This is a genomic window from Microbacterium sp. zg-YB36 (genome assembly GCF_024623575.2).
Taxonomy (GTDB): domain Bacteria; phylum Actinomycetota; class Actinomycetes; order Actinomycetales; family Microbacteriaceae; genus Microbacterium.
On the sequence record NZ_JANJFD020000001.1, the window covers coordinates 1 to 19,441 of the forward strand.

The 19,441-nt window shown below is 67.9% G+C and carries 18 protein-coding genes; 17 read left to right on the top strand and 1 reads right to left on the bottom strand.

What is annotated here, in order from left to right:
* From NQ151_RS00005 to NQ151_RS00070, 14 genes are all read left to right on the top strand, one after another.
* A partial coding sequence (locus NQ151_RS00005) for a GspE/PulE family protein (protein ID WP_257526633.1) occupies positions 1 to 1,630 on the top strand: 1,630 nt, incomplete at its 5' end.
* Positions 1,631 to 1,670: 40 nt separating this feature from the next.
* Complete coding sequence (locus tag NQ151_RS00010) at positions 1,671 to 3,050, top strand: type IV pilus twitching motility protein PilT (RefSeq protein ID WP_257526634.1); 1,380 nt, start codon at positions 1,671 to 1,673, stop codon at positions 3,048 to 3,050.
* A gap of 2 nt (positions 3,051 to 3,052) precedes the next feature.
* Entirely contained in the window at positions 3,053 to 4,297 is a 1,245-nt protein-coding gene (locus tag NQ151_RS00015) for a type II secretion system F family protein (protein ID WP_257526635.1), read from the top strand.
* 113 nt (positions 4,298 to 4,410) lie between these two features.
* On the top strand, positions 4,411 to 4,911 hold the full coding sequence (locus NQ151_RS00020) for a type IV pilin protein (RefSeq protein WP_257526636.1): 501 nt from the start codon (positions 4,411 to 4,413) through the stop codon (positions 4,909 to 4,911).
* A gap of 90 nt (positions 4,912 to 5,001) precedes the next feature.
* Complete coding sequence (locus NQ151_RS00025) at positions 5,002 to 6,324, top strand: carboxypeptidase regulatory-like domain-containing protein (protein WP_257526637.1); 1,323 nt, start codon at positions 5,002 to 5,004, stop codon at positions 6,322 to 6,324.
* A 65-nt stretch (positions 6,325 to 6,389) separates the two neighbouring features.
* Entirely contained in the window at positions 6,390 to 7,049 is a 660-nt protein-coding gene (locus NQ151_RS00030) for a PilW family protein (RefSeq protein WP_257510073.1), read from the top strand.
* On the top strand, positions 7,046 to 8,851 hold the full coding sequence (locus tag NQ151_RS00035; RefSeq protein WP_257526638.1) for a hypothetical protein: 1,806 nt from the start codon (positions 7,046 to 7,048) through the stop codon (positions 8,849 to 8,851). Before NQ151_RS00030 ends, NQ151_RS00035 begins: the two co-directional genes overlap by 4 nt.
* Positions 8,848 to 9,654, top strand: coding sequence for a prepilin peptidase (locus NQ151_RS00040; protein ID WP_257526639.1), 807 nt, complete (start codon positions 8,848 to 8,850; stop codon positions 9,652 to 9,654). Before NQ151_RS00035 ends, NQ151_RS00040 begins: the two co-directional genes overlap by 4 nt.
* 19 nt (positions 9,655 to 9,673) lie before the next feature.
* The gene (gene pilM, locus NQ151_RS00045; RefSeq protein WP_257526640.1) at positions 9,674 to 10,843 is read left to right on the top strand and encodes a type IV pilus assembly protein PilM; all 1,170 of its coding nucleotides are present in this window, start codon (positions 9,674 to 9,676) and stop codon (positions 10,841 to 10,843) included.
* The gene (locus tag NQ151_RS00050; RefSeq protein WP_257510069.1) at positions 10,840 to 11,661 is read left to right on the top strand and encodes a hypothetical protein; all 822 of its coding nucleotides are present in this window, start codon (positions 10,840 to 10,842) and stop codon (positions 11,659 to 11,661) included. The genes pilM and NQ151_RS00050 overlap by 4 nt, the downstream gene beginning before the upstream one ends.
* A 3-nt stretch (positions 11,662 to 11,664) precedes the next feature.
* Positions 11,665 to 12,231 (top strand): type 4a pilus biogenesis protein PilO, encoded by a 567-nt coding sequence (locus NQ151_RS00055; protein ID WP_257526641.1) that lies wholly within the window; start codon positions 11,665 to 11,667, stop codon positions 12,229 to 12,231.
* An 88-nt stretch (positions 12,232 to 12,319) separates the two neighbouring features.
* On the top strand, positions 12,320 to 13,369 hold the full coding sequence (locus NQ151_RS00060) for a YihY/virulence factor BrkB family protein (protein WP_257526642.1): 1,050 nt from the start codon (positions 12,320 to 12,322) through the stop codon (positions 13,367 to 13,369).
* On the top strand, positions 13,366 to 14,052 hold the full coding sequence (locus NQ151_RS00065) for an NAD(P)H-hydrate epimerase (protein ID WP_257526643.1): 687 nt from the start codon (positions 13,366 to 13,368) through the stop codon (positions 14,050 to 14,052). Before NQ151_RS00060 ends, NQ151_RS00065 begins: the two co-directional genes overlap by 4 nt.
* Before the next feature lie 95 nt (positions 14,053 to 14,147).
* The gene (locus NQ151_RS00070) at positions 14,148 to 16,661 is read left to right on the top strand and encodes a glycogen/starch/alpha-glucan phosphorylase (RefSeq protein ID WP_257526644.1); all 2,514 of its coding nucleotides are present in this window, start codon (positions 14,148 to 14,150) and stop codon (positions 16,659 to 16,661) included.
* 10 nt (positions 16,662 to 16,671) lie between these two features.
* On the opposite strand, the gene NQ151_RS00075 is transcribed toward NQ151_RS00070, so the two are convergent.
* Positions 16,672 to 17,403, bottom strand: a complete 732-nt coding sequence (locus NQ151_RS00075; protein WP_257526645.1) for a glutamine amidotransferase — start codon at positions 17,401 to 17,403, stop codon at positions 16,672 to 16,674.
* 118 nt (positions 17,404 to 17,521) lie between these two features.
* Between NQ151_RS00075 and NQ151_RS00080 the strand changes: the two genes are divergently transcribed.
* The 3 genes from NQ151_RS00080 to NQ151_RS00090 all read left to right on the top strand — a co-directional run bounded on the left by NQ151_RS00080 (position 17,522) and on the right by NQ151_RS00090 (position 19,414).
* Positions 17,522 to 18,442 carry an NAD(P)-dependent oxidoreductase gene (locus tag NQ151_RS00080; protein ID WP_257526646.1) on the top strand — a complete coding sequence of 307 codons (921 nt, stop codon included), beginning with the start codon at positions 17,522 to 17,524 and terminating at the stop codon, positions 18,440 to 18,442.
* 75 nt (positions 18,443 to 18,517) lie between these two features.
* Positions 18,518 to 18,748, top strand: coding sequence for a response regulator (locus NQ151_RS00085; RefSeq protein WP_257510062.1), 231 nt, complete (start codon positions 18,518 to 18,520; stop codon positions 18,746 to 18,748).
* Between the two features lie 3 nt (positions 18,749 to 18,751).
* Positions 18,752 to 19,414, top strand: a complete 663-nt coding sequence (locus tag NQ151_RS00090) for a CYTH domain-containing protein (RefSeq protein WP_257510061.1) — start codon at positions 18,752 to 18,754, stop codon at positions 19,412 to 19,414.
* The last annotated feature ends 27 nt before the right edge of the window (positions 19,415 to 19,441 follow it).

The following is a 19,441-nucleotide window of genomic DNA, read 5'->3' on the forward strand; positions in this document are numbered from 1 at the left end:
ACCCCAGCCCGCCCCCGCACCGCCGCCCGAGCCCGAGCCCGACCCCGAACCGGAACCCGAACCCGAGCCGGAACCGGAGCCGCAGACCTCACAGGAGAGGGCCGTCGCGCTGGCCGCCCGCCTCGGCCTGGCCTACGTCGACCTCTCTGAGTTCACGGTCGACCTGGCCGTCGTGAACCTCATCCCCGACCAGATGTGCCGACGGCACATCGTGCTCCCGATCTCGCGCGTCGGCGACCGGCTGATGGTCGTCGTCTCCGATCCCACGAACGTCGTCGTCCTCGATGACGTCGCCGCCGTCGTGCGGGCGCCGATCGTGGCGGCTGTCGCCGAGCCTGAGGCGATCCTCGCGGCGATCGACCGCTACCACCGGGTCGACTCCGAGATGGACGAGCTGACCTCCTCCTTCGAAGGGGCGAACGACCAAGAGGCCGCGTGGGGTCAGGACGTCGGCGAGGCCGCCGTTGACGAGGGCCCCATCATCCGCTTCGTCAACGTCCTCATCAGCCAGGCGATCATGGACCGCGCCTCCGACATCCACATCGAGCCGGGCCGTGAAGAGCTGCGGGTGCGTTACCGCATCGACGGCGTGCTCACGACCGTCCAGCGCGTGCCGCGGTCGATGATCCCGGGCGTGATCAGCCGGCTCAAGGTCATGGCCGAACTCGACATCGGGGAGCGGCGAAAGCCGCAGGACGGTCGCATCTCCGTCGTCCACGCCGGGCGCTCCATCGACCTGCGCGTCGCGACCATGCCGACCGTGTGGGGCGAAAAGGTCGTCGCGCGTGTGCTCGACTCCCCGGTCGCGAGCCTCAACCTCAGCGACCTGGGCATGCTCGAACGCAACATGGGCGTCTTCCAGGCGAGCTTCTCCAAGCCCTACGGGATGATCCTCGTCACCGGCCCCACCGGGTCAGGCAAATCCACGACCCTGTACACGACCCTGGCGACGATCTCGAAGCCGACCGTCAACGTGATCACGGTGGAGGATCCGGTCGAGTACCGGATGCCGGGGATCAATCAGGTGCAGGTGAACGTGAAAGCCGGCCTGACCTTCGCTGCGGCGCTGCGGTCGATCCTGCGCTCCGACCCCGACGTCATCCTGATCGGTGAGATCCGCGACGAGGAAACGGCCAAGATCGCCATCGAGTCGTCGCTGACCGGTCACCTCGTGCTGTCGACGCTGCACACGAACGACGCCCCGAGCTCGGTGACCCGTCTCATCGAGATGGGAGTCGAACCGTTCCTGGTCGGATCGGCCCTGGACTCCGTGGTCGCGCAGCGACTGGCCCGCCGGCTGTGCGAAAAGTGCAAGACCGCGTCGGTGGCGACCGCGCTGGAACTGGCGATCCTGGGGGTGCCGGTCGATCCCGACGTCGGGCCGCCGCGGATCTTCCGGGCGGCCGGCTGCTCGCAGTGCTCCAACACCGGGTACCGCGGCCGCATCGCGCTGCATGAGGTGATGGCCGTCGACGACGAGATCGAACGCCTCGCGGTCGCGAACGCCCCGACGGCCCAGATCGCGGCGCACGCCGAGGCGAACGGCATGATGCGACTGCGCATGGACGGCTGGGCGAAGGCGTTGCTCGGGCACACCACGGTCGATGAGATTCTGCGGGTGACCGTCTAGCGGTCGCACCCGACAACGAAGACGACAAGAGAAAGCAGGCATGGTGGCGGACGACGACGGTGTGATGTCCACGGCGGCTGGTTCGCGTTTCGACGCGCTGATGCGGGCAGACGAGGTCGACCCGGAGCTGCGGTCGTTCCTCGACGGCGTGCCGGGGGTGACGCTTCCCGGTACGGCGCCGGTGGCAGCACCGACCACGCGCCGCGCCGCACAGCCGCAGGCGCCGACCGATCCGGCATCCCGCTCAGGCGATATCCCGCACGTGCTGCGTGCGCAGCACCCCGAGGTCGACCCGGAGTTCATCGCCTCGATCAAGGCGGTGCTGGACCTCGGCGCCTCCGATCTGCACCTCGTGGCCGAGTCGACCCCGGTCATCCGCGTGGATGGCGAACTCCAGACGGTGCCCGGTACCACGACGTGGGATCGTGCGCGCGTGCGCCGGGTCATCGAGGGATTCGTCTCGGTCGAGCAGATGCAGACGTTCGAGAAGGCGCTGGAGCTCGACCTCGCGTACTCGGTGGGCGACATCGCCCGCTTCCGCGTGAACATCTTCCAGGACCAGCGCGGACTCGGTGCGGCCCTGCGTATCATCCCGACCCAGATCAAGTCGGTCGTGCACCTGGGTCTGCCCCCGCAGCTGGTCGACCTGGCGCACCTGCCACGCGGACTGGTCCTGGTGTGCGGCCCCACCGGCTCGGGAAAATCCACCACGCTCGCCGCGATCATCGACAAGGCCAACTCCTCGCGCGCCGCGCACATCGTCACGGTCGAGGACCCCATCGAGTTCCTCCACCACCACAAGCGCGGCATCATCAACCAGCGTGAAGTGGGCGCCGACACGCACAGCTTCTCCGAGGCGCTCAAGCACTCACTGCGCCAGGACCCCGACATCATCCTCGTGGGGGAGATGCGGGACCTCGAGACCATCTCCACCGCCCTCACCGCTGCCGAGACCGGTCACCTCGTGTTCGCGACGCTGCACACGCAGGATGCCGGCCAGACGATCGACCGCATCATCGACGTCTATCCGTCTCATCAGCAGTCACAGGTGCGCACACAGCTCGCCGCGACGCTGCGCGCGGTCGTCGTGCAGACGCTCATCCGCCGCTCCAGCGGCAAGGGGCGCGCCGTGGCGACCGAGGTCATGTTCTCCACGCCGGCGATCCAGGCGCTGATCCGCGCGGGTAAGACCCATCAGATGCGCACCGCGATCCAGGCCGGCGAGTCGATCGGCATGCATACGCTCGACCAGGATCTGGCCCGTCTCGTGCTGTCGGGGCAGATCGAACACTCGCAGGCGATCGAGCTGGCCCAGGATGCCGCCGAGTTCGAGCAGCTGGTGCGCAACCGCGGCCTTTCTCGCACCGCGGTGGATGCCGTCGTGCCCGAAGGTACCCGCCAGGTCGCGGGAGGGCTCTGAGTATGGCGACCAAGGCGAAGTCCGCCCAGTGGAGCTTCAAAGGGCTGGACCGTACCGGAAAGTCGGTCAAGGGCGTGCTGGAGGCCTCCAGCGAGGCGCAGGCGATCCAGCAGTTGAAGGCGCGCGGCGTCATGCCCGACAAGCTGGCCCAGAAGGGCGGTGGCACCGGTCTGCAGCAGGAGATCAACATCCCCGGCCTGGAGCGGAGCCCGTCGCTCAAGGACCTGGCGATCCTCACCCGTCAGCTGGCCACGATGGTCAACGCCGGTGTCTCGATCCTGCGGGCGCTGTCGATCGTGACGGCGCAGACCGACAACGCGAAGCTGCGGCGCACGCTCGAGGAGGCATCCGCGAAGGTCGAGAGCGGCACCGCGCTGTCGGCGGCCCTGGAGGAGTTCCCGCGCATCATCCCGCCGATCATGGTGCACCTGATCCGTGCGGGGGAGACCGGCGGGTTCCTCGACCGGTCGCTGTTGATGGTTGCCGACAACTTCGAGTCGGAGAACAAGCTGCGCAGCAAAGTGAAGGCGGCGCTGACCTATCCCGCCGTCGTGCTCGTCATCGCGCTGGTGGCGGTCGCCGCGATGCTGATCTTCATCGTGCCGGTGTTCGACGCCATGTTCACCGATTTGGGGAGCGAACTTCCCGCCGTCACCCAATTGCTCGTCGACATGTCCAACGCCATGCCGGTCGCCGGCCCCATCATCCTCGTCGTAGGCGTCGTCTCCGCGATCTGGTGGGGAAGGAACAAAAACACCGAGGCGGTGCGCCGGGTCGTTGACCCCCTCAAGCTCAAGGTTCCGGTCTTCGGACAGCTCAACACGAAGATCGCGCTCACGCGCTTCACGCGCAACTTCTCCACGATGCTCGCCTCCGGCGTGCCGATCCTGCAGTCGCTCGCGATCGTGGGTGCCACCAGCGGCAACCACGTCATCGCTTCGTCCCTGGAGGGCGTGCAGGAGGGCGTACGCCAGGGGCGCCCCATTGCCGAGTCGCTGGCCGAGGTGGACATCTTCCCGGAAATGCTCATCCAGATGGTGGGCATCGGCGAGGAATCCGGCGCAATCGACACAATGCTGGAAAAGACGGCCGACTTCTATGACGACGAAGTCGAGACCATGAGTTCGCAACTGACCGCGATGCTCGAGCCGCTGATGATCGTCTTCATGGGCGGATTGCTGGGATTCATGATCGTCGCGCTGTACCTGCCGATGTTCACGATCTTCCAGTCGATTCAATCCATGTAACGACTGGGGAATTCTTTACATTAGAGTCTTCTCATTTTTTCGGCGGACTGCTAGCGTCAGCCTCGTCGACGACGACTCCGGAGTTGACTCCCCCCAATTAAAAGGAATTCAGCATGATCAACTCTGTCTCGCGTGCACTCGCGAAGAAGGAAGAGGGCGAAAAGGGCTTCACCCTGATCGAGCTCCTCGTCGTCGTCATCATCATCGGCATTCTCGCCGCCGTCGCCATCCCGATCTTCCTTAACATGCGTGAAGGTGCCTGGAAGTCGACCGTTGAGACCGACGTCAGCAACGCCGTGCTCGTGGTCGAACAGGCGACCACCGCCAACAACGGCGGCTTCGAGGGGCTTATCGCGCCCTCCGCAACAACGGGTCCCGGCACCTACGACTTGGGTGAGGCGAAGGGCACGGTCAGCGACAACAACACCATCACGATCGTGATCAATCAGGAAGCCAACACGTACACGATCACTGGCACGAACTCGGATCTCGGAACTGAGGGCGCGAACACGTACACGTATGACAGCGCGACTGGCGCCGGCACCTGGGCAGCCGGCGACGACGACGGCGGCGACGACGACGAGGAGCCCAACCCCACCCCCACCGACGACTAACCCGTTCAGCAACACCCGAACGTTGTGCCTGCGCGGCTTCCGCGCAGGCCCCACCGTGTAGAAACCCGCGGGACCAGGGAGTGGGTTGCAGTGCGCGCGCAATCGTCCGTGGACGACGACGGCTTCACCCTCGTCGAAGTGATCGTCGCCATGCTCATCTTCACGATCATCCTGACGGGCTTCCTTTACACGATGACCGCGAGCCTCACCGCGACGCGCGACACCCGGGCTCGGATCGTCGCGGCGAACCTCGCGTCGCAGCAGATCGACGTGCTCCGCTCCGCGGCCGATGCCTTCGGTGTGACCACCGCCCCGCCATTCGACATCGAACTCAACGGCGACACCTTCCAAGTCTGGGTGGAGACCGAGTGGGTGACCACCACCGGAGCGGCCGCGAGCTGTGAAGCAGGACTCCCCATCGCCTCACTGGCCTACAACCATGTCACGGTCAAGGTCACCTGGGACAACATGCGCGAAGGTGCCCAGCCCGTCTACAGCGACACGAGCCTCACCCCGCGCACGAAGATCAATGACCCCGCGCTCGGCACCGTGCTCGTGGGCGTGGTCAACGCCGCCGGCACGGCCGTCGCCGGCGCCACGGTGAGCTTGACCCCCGCGGGAGTCGCCGCTGTCACCACCGGCAGCGACGGGTGCGCTTACCTCCTCAAGGTGCCGCCCGGCGACTACACCGTCACCGTCTCCAAGGTCGGGCACGTCAGCGAGCAGCAGATCGCCGAACCGACCGCGACGGTCCCGGTCACAGCCGGGGGATCGTCCCGAGTCAGTTTCGCCTACGACCGTGCGACCAGTTACACAGTCTCCTACGGATCCGGGCTGCCCGCAGGCGTGCGCATCCCGAACAATCTGACCACCACGTTCGTGTCGACCTACGGCAACTTTCAGATGGCAGCCACCACCAACGCGAGGACGAAGACGTTCTCGCTCTACCCCGTCTCATCGGGATACAGCATCGTGGCCGGTGCCTACGCCGAAACACCCGAGAACCCCGCCACTAGTTGCCTTGCACCGGATCCCGGCGAGTGGTTACCCGCGCCCGGCAAGGTGGGCATGCGCCCGGCGGCGGTGGGCGACTCAGCGGGCACCACCGTGAACACCACGGCGTCGATGGCTGAAGTACGTCTCTCCGGGGTGAGCGGAAGCGGTTCCTACCTCAAGGCCGTCTACGTCGGTGGCGGCTCTGGCGACCCCGGCTGTTCCGCCGGAATGACCTACACCTTCGGCAACATCATTAGCTCGGATGCAGCCACCATCCTCCTGCCCTACGGCACATGGAAGCTGTACCGCGGCAACTCCGGGTCGCAGAACAATCCGATCATGAGCGGCCTCACCGTTCCCTCGAGCGGCAGCGTCGCGGCAGGGGCCGTGGTACTCGACCCCCGTGTGGCGCCATGAGGGCGGGAACCATGCGTCGCTTCCCGCGCGGCAGCCGGCGCGCCCGCCACCACCACGACGACGGGATGACGCTCATCGAACTCGTCGTGGCGATGGGCGTGTTCGGCATTCTGCTCACGTTGGTGGTGTCGATGTTCGTCGGCGCAGCGCGCTTGTTCAGCGATCAGCAGGGGGCAATCGACAACAGCCGCCTGGCATCCACTTCGATGAACGAGGTGACCCGCATAATCCGCGCTGGCACTGAGATCCCGGTGCCCGGCAGCACCGTCAAGAAGCCCGTCTTCGCCTATGCGGGCGCGGAGAAGATCATCATCCATTCGTTCATCGACGCGGGAACCTCGGCGGACCCGCCGCCGGTAAGAGTGGAGTTCGCGCGCAACTCCGGGAACGAATTGATTGAGACCCGCTGGGCCGCGCACCACGAGCCTGTGGGCAGTACGTACTGGGCCTTCGCGTCCGCCGCGACGTCCTCGCGTCCGATCGCGCGATCGCTCACCCCCGTCACAGCCGGCGCACCGCTCTTTCGTTACTACGACCAGAATGGCGGGGTGCTCTCGCCGCCCGCCGGTGCCAGCCTTACGATCGATCAGATCCGCACCATCGCGAGTGTGCAGGTGACGATGCGGGTGCAGGCCGACGCGAGCGGGCGCGTCGAACCCGTCTCGATCCAGAACATGGTCGGCATTCCCAACCTCGGCGTCGCACGCGTGGATGTGCACGGATGATCGCCACCACGACACGTACGCGGCGCGACGAGGGCGCTGCCCTGGTCATCGTCATCGCGGTCGGCGCGGTGGTGGCGCTGCTCATGACCCTGCTCGTGACTGTTTCTGTCAACGGCACGAAGCAAGCCAGAGGCGATGCGAACTGGAACGCAGCGCTGGCGGCCGCCTATGCCGGAGTGGATGAGTACCAGAGCAGGCTTTCCGCCGACACGAGCTACTGGCGCTACGGCAACTCGACCTCCGCCTTCAGCAGCACGAGCACGGTGAATCCGCCTCCCGTGCCGAACCCGGCCTTTGGCGTCGGCGCGGGTGGCAGTTGGGCCACGGTCGCGTTGAGCGGCGACCGTGCCATGTTCCGCTATGAGGTGGACAACTCCCATTACGCCAACTCCGGCCGCATCAGGGTGCGCGCCACAGGAAAGGTGGGCGAGGCGACGCGCACCGTGGTCGCCGACCTCAAGCAGGAGGGTTTCATCGACTTCCTGTACTTCACCGACTACGAGGTGCAGGACCCGAGCCTGACCGGCACGACGAATTCTGGCTGCTTCACCGACAGCACGAAGACGACGCTCAAGTACAGCTGGCAGGGCCGCACGACAGCCAACGATTCCGCTGGTCGGAGCGTGTGCAAAGACCTCGCCTTCGGCGAACAGGACCTCAATGACGGCCCCGTGCACTCGAACGATACGATCCGGGCATGCGGCACGACCTTCACCGGCATCGTCACGACGGGCAATGCGACCAGCCCGTATTACCGGAAACGCAACTCGAACAACTCGACCGACTGCGACGACCCAAGCTTCGCACCCGGCTATCCGGCGTATAGCGGGGGGGTGAAGAAGTTCCCCGCCACGAACTCCCAGCTAAAGAAGGAGGCCCGCACCGACCTGACCGCCGACGTGCCGCGGCCAGGATGCCTCTACACCGGGCCCACGCAGTTCACCTTCACCGACGACGGCAAGGTCAACATCAAGTCGCCCTTCACGAAGTTCACCCGCATCGGAAACGAGGCGGCCACCGTCGGCTCCGCGCCAGTGGCGTGCGGGCTGATCGCGCAGCTGCAATCGCCCGCGGGCGCAACGATCGTCGTGCCCGACAACAACGTGCTGTATGTGCAGAACGTGCCGGCCGTGAGCAGCGACGTCAACTTCTGGGCGTCCAACCCGACGGGTTTCTCCTGCAAGAGCAGCGGTGCCAGCGGCGAGCGGGGCTGGTCCATCGGCACCGATACGGCCAAGAGCGGCTACCCCGTCAGGACCTCGACGACATCGACGACCGAGGTGGCACCCACGGCCACGACGTACGGCTGCCGGGCCGGGGACATCTTCGTCAAGGGCCGGTTCAGCGGCGCCGCGACGATTGCGGCCGAGAACTATGTCTTCATCGTGGGCGACATCACTTACGTCGACATCGTGGAGGACATTCTGGGGATCGTCGGGAACAACGCCGTCTGGGTATGGAACCCGGTCAACAGCAGCAACAACACCCTCCTCGGCAACAACCGCACGATTCACGCGGCGATCCTCTCCGTCGCGCACACCTTTCAAGTGCAGAACTACGACAAGGGGGGAACGCAAGGCACGCTCAACGTCAGGGGTGCCATCGCGCAGAAGTTCCGCGGGACGGTGGCGATGTCAAGTGGCGGCACCATTACCCACGGGTACGCAAAGAACTACCTCTACGACGACCGATTCAAAGTGGAGGCGCCGCCCAAGTTCCTCAACCCCGTCACGACGACGTACGGAGTGACCACTTGGGTGGAGATCGGCGCCGTCTGGGCAGCGGACGGGGCGGCGCGATGACCGTGGAGACCACCGCCAGCCTGATCCTCGCCGGCCTGCTCGGCACCGTGATCGGCTCCTTCCTCAACGTCGTGATCTGGCGGGTGCCGCGCGGCGAGAGCATCGTGCGCCCCGGCAGCGCGTGTCCCCAATGCGGGCGGCCGATCGCCTGGTACGACAACCTGCCGATCATCTCCTACCTCGCACTGCGGGGCCGCTGCCGCCACTGCTCGGCGCGCATCTCCGTTCGCTACCCGCTCGTGGAACTCGGCACCGGACTCGGCTTCGCGATCGTCGTGTGGGGGGCGATCGCGGGGAGGTACCCGATCGCGATCGTGCCGCTGCTGCTGTACTGGGTCGCAATCGGCATCGCCTTGGCGCTCATCGACCTCGATCACCACCGACTGCCGAACGTGCTCACGCTACCGGCCTATCCCGTCACCGCGGTCCTGCTCGTGCTGGCATCCGTGCTCACCGGCGAACACGGGAGGTTGCTGATCGCGGCGGCCGGCCTTGCCATCCTCGGCGTGTTCTATCTTTCCCTCGCCCTCGGCTCTCGCGGTGGGATGGGATTCGGCGATGTCAAGCTTGCCGGGTCGCTGGGCCTCATGCTCGGCTGGCTGGGCTGGTCGCAGCTGCTCGTCGGTGCATTCAGCGCTTTCGTGATCGGCGGACTGGTCGGCATCGCGCTCATGATTGCCGGGCGGGCGGGCCGCAAGTCACGGCTGCCGTTCGGGCCCTTCATGCTCGTCGGCGCCTGGGTCGGCGTCTTCGCCGGCCCGGCGATCGCTGACGTCTACCTCACCGCGACGGGACTCGCATGACACCCCACGGAGGACACACATGGCAGCAGTAGTCGCGCTCGACCTCAGCAGAGGCGGGCTGCGCGGCGTGCAGGTGGACGCCCCCTACACGGCCCGCCCCAAGCTCACCCGGTTCGCCGCGGTCGAGGTGCCGGAGGGGACCATCTTCGATGGCGAGATCATCGATCAGCGGCGCGGAATCGCCGCGATCAAGCAGCTGTGGAAGGTCGGCGGCTTCACGACGAAGAAAGTGGTGTTCGGTCTCAGCAACCGCAAGGTCGTGGTGCGTGAGGTGACGCTGCCGGAGCTGACCGGGCCGCGCCGCAAGGCCGGCCTGCGATTCGTCGTCGAAGGTCAGGTCCCCATCGACCTCGACGATGCGATCTTGGACTTCCTGCCGCTGCGCGATGTCCACGACAAGGACACGGACGAGATGCGGCAGGAGGGACTGCTGGTGGCGACCGTTCGCAGCAGCCTGGAATCCACCGTCAACGCGATCGAGCGCTCCGGCCGGTTCGTCGACGCGGTCGACTTCGCCGGGTTCTCCCTCCTCCGCCTGCTCCCGGGGCCCTTGCGCGGTATCCAGGCCATCGTGAACGTCGGCGCCTCCTGCACTACCGTCGTCATCGCCGCTGCCGCGAGCCCGCAGTTCGTCCGCATCGTGCCCAGCGGCGGCGACGATGTCACGCGCAGCCTCGAGCGCGCCCTCGGGGTCAGTTTCGTCGAAGCCGAGCAGAACAAGATCGCCCGTGGGCTGCAGGGCGGGGCGACCACGACGCGCGACATCGAGGCCGAGACCGTGCTCCGGGAGAACGTCGCCAACCTCATCGACAGCATCCGCAACACGCTGAACTTCTGGGCGAACGCCCACCCTGAACACCCCGTCTCAAGCGTCGTGCTCACCGGCGGCGGGAGCCGGTTGACCGGGCTCGCGCCGGTGCTCACGAGCGCGCTCGGCGTGCCCACGAGCCATGGCGATCCGTTCGCCGGGTTCACCGTCTCGCCGAAACTGCGCGACTCCGGCCTGGACAACTGGGCGCTGGAGCTGGCAGCGCCGCTGGGGGTCGCCGTCGGCGCGAAGACCGGCGCGCACAAAGAGGACAAGACGCGAACGAAGGCGAAGGCGAAGACGAAGACCGAGGCCGAGGCTGGAAAGGCGGCCAAGGGCCGCCGCACCGCGGAGGTCAAGGCGAAGGGGGCACGGAAATGACCGAGGTGCTGGAACGCCGCCAGCGCAGCCACGCCGAGCCGCCGATGACCTGGCCGACCGGCTCCACGCTCTCGGTGGCGCGGGTCGATCTGGTGCCACCGATCGTCGAAGCCCGGCGCCGACAGGGACGGACCATCCGGCTGCTCGCGCTCGGCCTCGTCGGACTCGTCATCATCGTCGCGATGGCCGGTGTCGCCGTGTCATTTCTGGCCGTCACAGCTGAGCAAAAGCTCGCCGCGGAACGTACGCGCAGTCAACTGCTTCTCATCGAGCAGCGGGAGTACAGCCTGCTCTCGAGCGTCAAGTCCCAGCTCGACGACGCTGCGGTCGCCGAGGTAGCTGCGCTCTACCCCGAGGCGGACTGGTCCCGGCTCATGACTGAACTCGACAACGCTCTGCCCGATGACTTCGCTCTCAGATCGGAATCGATCACGATCAAGGGCGTGGACGCCGCGGGCGCCGTGGAGAGCACTGGCCTCGATGCGCCAGGTGTCATCGAGATCGCATTCACCGCCACGGCGGACCGCTTCGACTCGCCTACGCCATTGCTGAACGCCCTGCGGGACCTCACCGGATATGTCAGCGCGACCGTGGACGCCGTGTCTGCGACAGGCGAGGGCGGGTACGTCGTCACCGGCGCCATCCAGCTGGGGTCCGATGCGCTCGGCGGCACCGCGCGTGTGGAGGCGCTCGAGGCCGAACTGATCGCCCGGCTGCAGGCCGAGCTCGAAGGGGCCGCAACCGGCGCGCCGCCGGAAGCAGCAGACGAGGCGGCCGACACGGCCGACGCCACAGACGCCACCGAGACGGGGGAGTGACGGATGGACAAGCACCGGCTCAGCCTCATCGTCATCGGCGTGCTCGCCGTCGCCATCGTCTTCGGTGGGTTCTTCATCGGCGTGCAGCCGCAGCTCGATCGCTCCGCTCGAGCGAGCGAGCAGACCGAATCGCTCCGGCAGACGAACGACGTCCAGCAGGAGCGGAACGTGGCGCTGGCCGCGGACAATCTGAACCTCGGGGCCTACGAACAGCAGCTCGCCGCGAAGCAGGAGCGGATTCCGCCCGCTCGCGCGCAACAGGAGCTCATCAACCAGATCGATGCCGCAGCCGCCGGCGCAGGAGTGACGATCCGTACGTTGACGTTCGACGCGGCCCTCGGCTTCAGCGCGCCCGAAGGGGTCACCGCCGACGCACCTGCCGGTGGCACCCTCATCGGGGTTCCGCTGAATCTCACCGCAGAGGGCGATCGGGCGAACCTCGAGGCGTTCACCGCGAACCTGCAGAACTCCGCGCGCATCATCACGATCGTGACGAGTCAGTTCACCGCGGGCGAGGAAAGCTCGCTGGTGATCTCCGGCGTGACCTGGGTGCTGATGCCGGGGTCCTGACATGAGCCGGGGTGGGCGGCGACCCGAACGCCGCCCACCCCCTGTCAAGCCCCGCGGGAGTAGTCGGCCCGCCCGATACGCTGGCGCGATGAACCTGCAACGGATCACGGCCTGGGCTCTGTCGACCAAACCCGTGCGAGCGTTGCTGCTCTACAGCGAGCACCGCGGACCGGTGCTGGCAGACAGTGTCACCTACCGCACGCTGTTCAGTGTGTTCGCCGCCGTGCTGCTGGGGTTCTCGATGGCCGGTCTCTGGCTCGCCGGCAACCCTGCCGCATTCGATGCCCTCATCGCCGCCGTCGACAACACCATCCCTGGCATCGTCGGCGAGGACGGCATCATCGAGGACCCGCAGTCGGTCGCCGTGCCCACCGGCTTCACCGTCGCCGGCATCGTCTCGCTCGTCGGTCTGGTCGGCGCCGCGATCGGTGCGATCGGCAGCCTCCGCACGGCTATGCGCATGATCGCCGACCGCATCACGGAAGACGTCATGATCGTGTGGGTGCTGCTGCGCAACCTGGCGCTGGCGATCGGCATCGGCGTGGGCCTGGCTGCCTCCGCCGCCGTCACCTTCCTCGGCACTGCCGGGCTCGGCATCGTGGGCGGCTGGCTCGGGATGTCGGCGTCCTCTCCCGTGCTGGAGATCGGCGGTCGAGTGCTGACGATCGTCGTGGTCTTCGCACTGGATGCCGCGATCATCGCGGGGGCCTTCCGGGTGCTGTCCGGGGTCCGCGCCTCCGCCCGGGCGCTGTGGAGCGGAGCGCTGCTGGGCGCCGTGGGGCTCACCATATTGCAGCTGCTGTCGGGCCTGTTCGTCGGCGGTGCGTCGTCCAACCCGCTGCTCGCGTCATTCGCCTCGCTCATCGCGCTGCTGCTGTGGTTCAACCTGTCCGCGCAGGTCATCCTCATCGCCAGCGCCTACATCGTCACCGGCGTCGAAGAGGAATCCGACCGGGTGCGCGCCCGCTACGGCGCCAAGACGTTCGCGCAGCGCCGGGTGCGCCGGGCCGAGAACGCCGTCATGGTCGCCTCCGACGAGCTCACCCACGCCCGGGACGCCGAAGCCGCCGAGCGCGAGAAGGCCCAGGACAAGGCCGAGGAAAAGGCCGAGGAGAAGCCCGAGAAGGTCAACGCATGACCCAAGCCCCCGCCTACACCGCAGCGCAGGTGCGCGCCGCCGAGGCGCCGCTGCTGGCGGCGGGGGAGCCGCTGATGGATCGCGCTGCGGCCGCGCTGACCGCGGTGCTGCGGCGTGAACTGGATCCGGGTGGGCGGGTGCTGGTCGTCGCCGGGCGCGGCGACAACGGCGGCGACGCGCTGCTGGCCGGTGCCGCTCTCGCGGCGGACGGCACGGCGGTCGACGTGCTGCAGACGGCGGATGCCGCGCACGAACGAGGGCTGCGCACCGCTCGCGCCGCCGGAGCGCGCGACGTCACCCTCGACGAGGCCGCCACGGCCGATCCCGCCTATGCCCTGATCGTCGACGGCATCGTCGGCATCGGCGCCTCTCACAACCCCGCGTTACGGGGAGGCGCGCGCGACGCCGTCGCCGCGCTGCTGCCGGCGGTGCGCGCGGGCCGCAGCCGCGTCGTTGCCGTCGACGTTCCCAGCGGTCTGCAGCCCGACGACGGCACCGTCGCCGACGACCTGGTGCTGCCGGCATTCGTCACCGTCACGTTCGGCGCGGTGAAGGCGGGCCTGGTGCGCGCAGCGGGCGTCGGGCTTGCCGGCCGCGTCGTGCTCGTCGACCTCGGGCTCGATCTTTCTCACGTGCCGCCGGTGGCGGCGGGTGAGGTGGAGACGTTCCGCGCTGCTGCGTGACGCGCGAGTGACGTTCTGATTGCGTTCCGCCGCGCAGGCGTTGCGAATCGGGCACCGTGGTATTCGCGCCCTGCCGCAGTCGGTAGCGTCGTACTGTGGCCAGTCAGCTCGAAAACGAATCCGTCCCGAACCACCCGCTTGCAGCGACGCATCCGCTCGCCCTTGCCCCGGTTGCGGCGCCCGCCAGCACCGTGGACGGGTTCGTGGCGGAGTTCCTGCAGAACCTCAACCTCGAGCGGGGGGTGACGCTTTCGGCATCCACCCCCAACGACCGATACGTGGCCCTGGCGTACACGGTGCGCGACTACCTCATCGCGCGCTGGCTGGAAGACCGCCGGCACCTGCGTGAGACGCAGGCCAAGACGGTCTGCTACCTGTCGGCGGAGTACCTGCTGGGCAGGCAACTGGACAACAACCTGCTCGCAACCGACCTGACCGATGTCGCCACAGAGGCGCTCGCACAGTGCGGGATCGACATCAACGAGCTGCGCGACCTCGAGGTCGAGCCGGGCCTCGGCAACGGTGGCCTCGGACGCCTGGCGGCGTGCTTCATCGACTCGCTCGCCACCATGAGCGTCCCCAACACCGGCTACGGCATCCGCTACGAATACGGCATCTTCCGCCAGACGTTCGAGGACGGACAGCAGAGCGAACAGCCCGACGCGTGGCTCGCGCTGGGATCGCCGTGGGAGTTCCCGCACCCCGAGGCCGCACAGACGATCGCGTTCGGCGGACACACCGAGACCTACGACGACGACGGCGTCACCCGCTCGCGCTGGGTTCCGGGCTGGAACGTGCGCGCAGTGCCGTACAACTACATGGTTCCCGGCTACCACAACGGCCGCGTCAATACGCTCCGGCTGTGGAGCGCGGTCGCCACCGACGCGTTCGACCTCCGCATCTTCAACTCCGGCGACTACGAAGAGGCCGTCCGGGCGCAGACCTACGCCGAGAACATCTCCAAGGTGCTGTATCCGGAGGACTCCACGCCGCAGGGCAAGGAGCTGCGCCTGCAGCAGCAGTACTTCTTCGTCGCGGCATCCATCGCCGACTTCATCGACCAGCTGCCCGACGATGTGGACCTCGGCACCCTGCCCGAGCGGGTCATCTTCCAGCTCAACGACACGCATCCCGTCATCGCCGTGCCGGAGCTCATGCGCGTGCTCGTGGACGAGAAGGGCATGGCGTGGGATGCCGCGTGGCAGATCACCCGCCAGTGCTTCGCGTACACGTGTCATACCCTGCTGCCCGAGGCGCTGGAAGTGTGGTCGGTGGAGCTGCTGGGACGGCTGCTGCCGCGTCACCTGGAAATCATCTACCGCATCAACGACGAGTTCCTCGCCGAGGTGCGCGAGCGGTTCGGCGACGACGAGATGCGCATCCGCGACATGTCGATCATCGGCGAGTTCCCGGAGCGCTCGGTGCGGATGGCGTATCTCGCAACCGTCGCCGCGGCGAAGGTCAACGGTGTGGCGGAGCTTCACTCGCAGCTGCTGCGCACGAAGGTGCTGCCGGATTTCGACGAGTTCTTCCCCGGCAAGTTCATCAACGTCACCAACGGCGTGACGCCGCGCCGCTTCCTGCGCCTGGCCAATCCCGACCTGTCCGCCCTCATCACCGAGGCGCTCGGCCGCGGCTGGGTCACCGACCTGGAGCGCCTGCGGGAACTTGAGCCGTTCGCCGAGGACCCCGAGTTCCGCAGCGCCTTCGCCCAGGTGAAGGCGGGGAACAAACGCCGGCTGAACGAAGTGCTGCGTGCCCGCGACGGATTCGAGTTGGGTGAGGACCACATGCTCGACGTGATGGTCAAGCGGCTGCACGAGTACAAGCGCCAGATGCTGAAGCTCCTGCACATCGTGACGACGTACGAGCACATCGTGTCGGGGCGGATCGCCGCCGCCGACGTGCAGCCGCGCACGTTCATCTTCGGCGCGAAAGCAGCGCCCGGCTACGTCATGGCCAAGCGCATCATCCACCTCATCAACGCCGTCGGCTCGGTCGTCAACAACGACCCGCGCGTCGAAGGGCGCCTGCAGGTGCTGTTCCCGCCGAACTACAACGTCACGCTCGCCGAACGAGTGGTCCCGGCCGCCGACCTGTCGGAGCAGATCTCCCTGGCAGGCAAGGAGGCTTCGGGCACCGGCAACATGAAGTTCGCGCTCAACGGTGCACTCACCATCGGCACCGACGACGGCGCGAACGTGGAGATCCGCGAGCTCGTCGGCGACGACAACTTCTTCCTCTTCGGCATGACCGAGCCCGAGGTCGAGGCGCTGTGGGCGCGCGGCTACCGTCCCAGCGAGTTCTACAGCTCCGACGACGATCTGCGTCGCACGATCGACCTCATCGCCTCGGGGGCGTTCTCCGGCGGCGACCGGTCGGTGTTCGAGCCGATCGTGTCGAACCTGCTCTACGACGACCGCTTCATGGTGCTGGCCGACTACCGGTCGTACATCGACACGCAGGCGAAGGTGGATGCCGCCTACGCGGACCGCGACGCCTGGACGCGATCGGCGATCCTCAACGTCGCACGCTGCGGGTACTTCTCCTCGGACCGCTCGATGCGCGACTACATCGACCGCATCTGGCACACGCCGCCGGCGTTCTGATCAGCGGGCCTCAGCGGGCGTAGCGCTCGACGAACGCGCGCAGGATGCTGCCGGGGTGGGTCACCGGCAGACGCCTGACGGCGTCGAGGGTGAGATCCAGTTCGTCGGGGGCGAAGTACCCGTGGCCGGCGTACGTACGGATGCGGGTGGACATGCCTTCCACGTCGCACTCCGGGTGGAACTGGGTCGCGTAGACATTCTGACCCACGCGGAACATCTGCACCGGGCACGCCGCTGACGTCGCCAGCAGCGTGGCCGATGCCGGCAGCTGGGTGATCGCCTCCTTGTGGCCGACGAACGCGGCGAACTCGTCGGGCAGCCCGGCCAGCAGCGGGTCGGCGGCGCCGGCCTCGGTGCGCTGCACCGTCACGACGCTGATCGGTTCGCGGTAGGTGCTGTCGATGACCGCCCCCTGGTGCGCCCCGAGCGTGCCGATGCCGTAGCAGGCGCCCAGGAAAGGGAAGTCCCGCGCCACGACCTCATCGAGCACGCGGGCGAAGTCGGCTTCGGCGCGGCGTTGCACGGCCGACTTCTTCGCCGGGGGATCGGAGGCGTTGAACGGCCCGCCGCCGACGAAGATCCCCGAGATCGAGTCGAGGTCGACATCCCCCAGCGGGCCGGCTTCGAGCCGCACGCGCACGAGGTCGCGCTCGTCCAGACCGGTGTATCGGAGGAACAGTGCGTACTCATCGTCGGCGGGGACATCTTCGGGTCGCGTGGCCAACAGCAGAAAGGGCTTCATCGCGCCCGAGTCTATTGCCCGGTCGTGGTCTTGCCGGAACGGGACACCCGCGGCCTATCCTGACTGGTGACGGCCGCTCGCCTCGCGGCCGCGACAGCGACGTCGCAGGGAGAACCCCATGTCCACCATCGCCTTCATCGGCCTCGGCCACATGGGCGCGCCGATGGCCGCCCACCTGGTCTCGGCCGGGCATACCGTGCGCGGCGTCGACCCCGTGCCCGCCGCGCGCGAGGCGGCGGCCGGACGCGGCATCCAGGTCGTCGACACCGTCGCAGACGCGCTGGCGGGCGCGGATGCCTGCCTGACGTCGCTGCCCGGACCCGGTCAGGTGCGCGAGGTGTATGGGGGAGTGGGCGGCGTCTTCGCCCTGGCGGCATCCGAGACGCTGCTGCTGGACACCTCCACCGTCGACGTCGGCACGTCGCGGTGGTGCCACGACGAAGCCGACGCGCGCGGACTCCCCTTCGTCGACTCGCCGATCTCCGGCGGTACCGCCGGAGCCGAAGCCGGAACCCTGGCGGTCATGCTGGGCGGTCACCCCGACCACATCGAGCGGGCGCGCGCCGTCGTGGAGCCGATGGCACGGGCGGTGATCGCCTGCGGCGAGGCCACCAGCGGCATCGCCGCGAAGCTGGCGAACAACATGATGCTGTTCATCAGCGTGATGGCGATGTCGGAGGGCTCGCAGCTGGCCGAGCGGTTGGGGCTGGACCCGCAGGTGTTCTGGCAGGTGGTGGATGCCTCGTCGGGGCAGTCGTGGGCGCAGCGCACCTGGTATCCCGTGCCCGGCGTCGTGCCCACCGCCGCGGCCAACCACGACTTCGATGCCACCTTCTCCGCCGACCTGGCCCGCAAGGACTGCGGGCTTGCAGTACAGGCGGCGGAGGCCACCGGCGTCAACCTGCCCGCCGCCCGGCTGGCGCTGGCCCAGCTGGACCGCCTCGCCGCCGAAGGGCTCGGCCACAAGGACTGCACGCTCGTGGCGAAGTTCGCCTCGCCCGACGGCACCCTGCGCGGGTGGGGCGGTGAGTCGGCCTAGCATCCGCGGCGACTGGGGGCAACGGCGGGGGAGAGTCCCGCGGGGCGGGTTAGGGTCGGATCAGGAGGTCATTTCATGGCTATTGCACGAATGCACGGAGGTCCGCTGGACGGGCAGATTCTTCCCCTGGAAGATCCCGCACTGGACCAGCTGATCCTGCCGTACAGCGAGACGCAGGTCGTCTACGCGCGCGAAGGATCGCTCGACAAGACCGGTGACGACGACGGCCCTACCGAGGCCGCGTTCCGTTACGTCGAGGCGCAGGACGACATCGACCCCGACCGCGACGACCAGGACGAGCCGTAAGGGGTGGCTTCCACCCCCGAATCCGGTAGCGCAGACGAACCGACCCGTTCCCTCGAGGTCGAGCGCACCTACGACGTCGACGAGAGCACCCCGCTTCCGGACTGGACGTCGCTACCCGGTGTCGCCACGATCGGCGACGCCGAACGGCGAGATCTTGACGCGCGGTACCTCGACACCGCCGAGCGGCAGTTGGCCCTCGGCGGTGTCGCGGTACGCCGTCGCACCGGCGGGCCCGATGCCGGCTGGCATATCAAGATCTCGAGCCCCGAGGGCAAGCACGAGTGGGCGTGGCCCCTCGACGCCGAACCCGACGCCGACGCGATAGACGTGACGGTTCCCGCGGCCGTGGTCGACGCTCTCGCGGCGTGGGCACATCCGCCGTTCACCGCGCTCGCCCGCATCCGCAACGCCCGGGTCGCCTATGCGTTGCGCGACGCCGCCGGTGCCGTGGTGGCGGAGTTCGTCGACGACCGCGTCACGGCCCGCGATGAGCGGGCCGGCACCGAGGCGTCGTGGCGGGAGTGGGAGCTGGAACTCGGCCCCGCCGCCCCGACCGATCCCACCGAACGGGCCGCGCTGTTCGCGGCGGCCGACGCGCTGGTCGCAGCCATGGGCGGGCGCCCCGCGGCATCCGCTTCCAAGCTCGCCCGAGCACTCGGCGCCTGACGCTCGAACCCCGTTAACGCACCGACG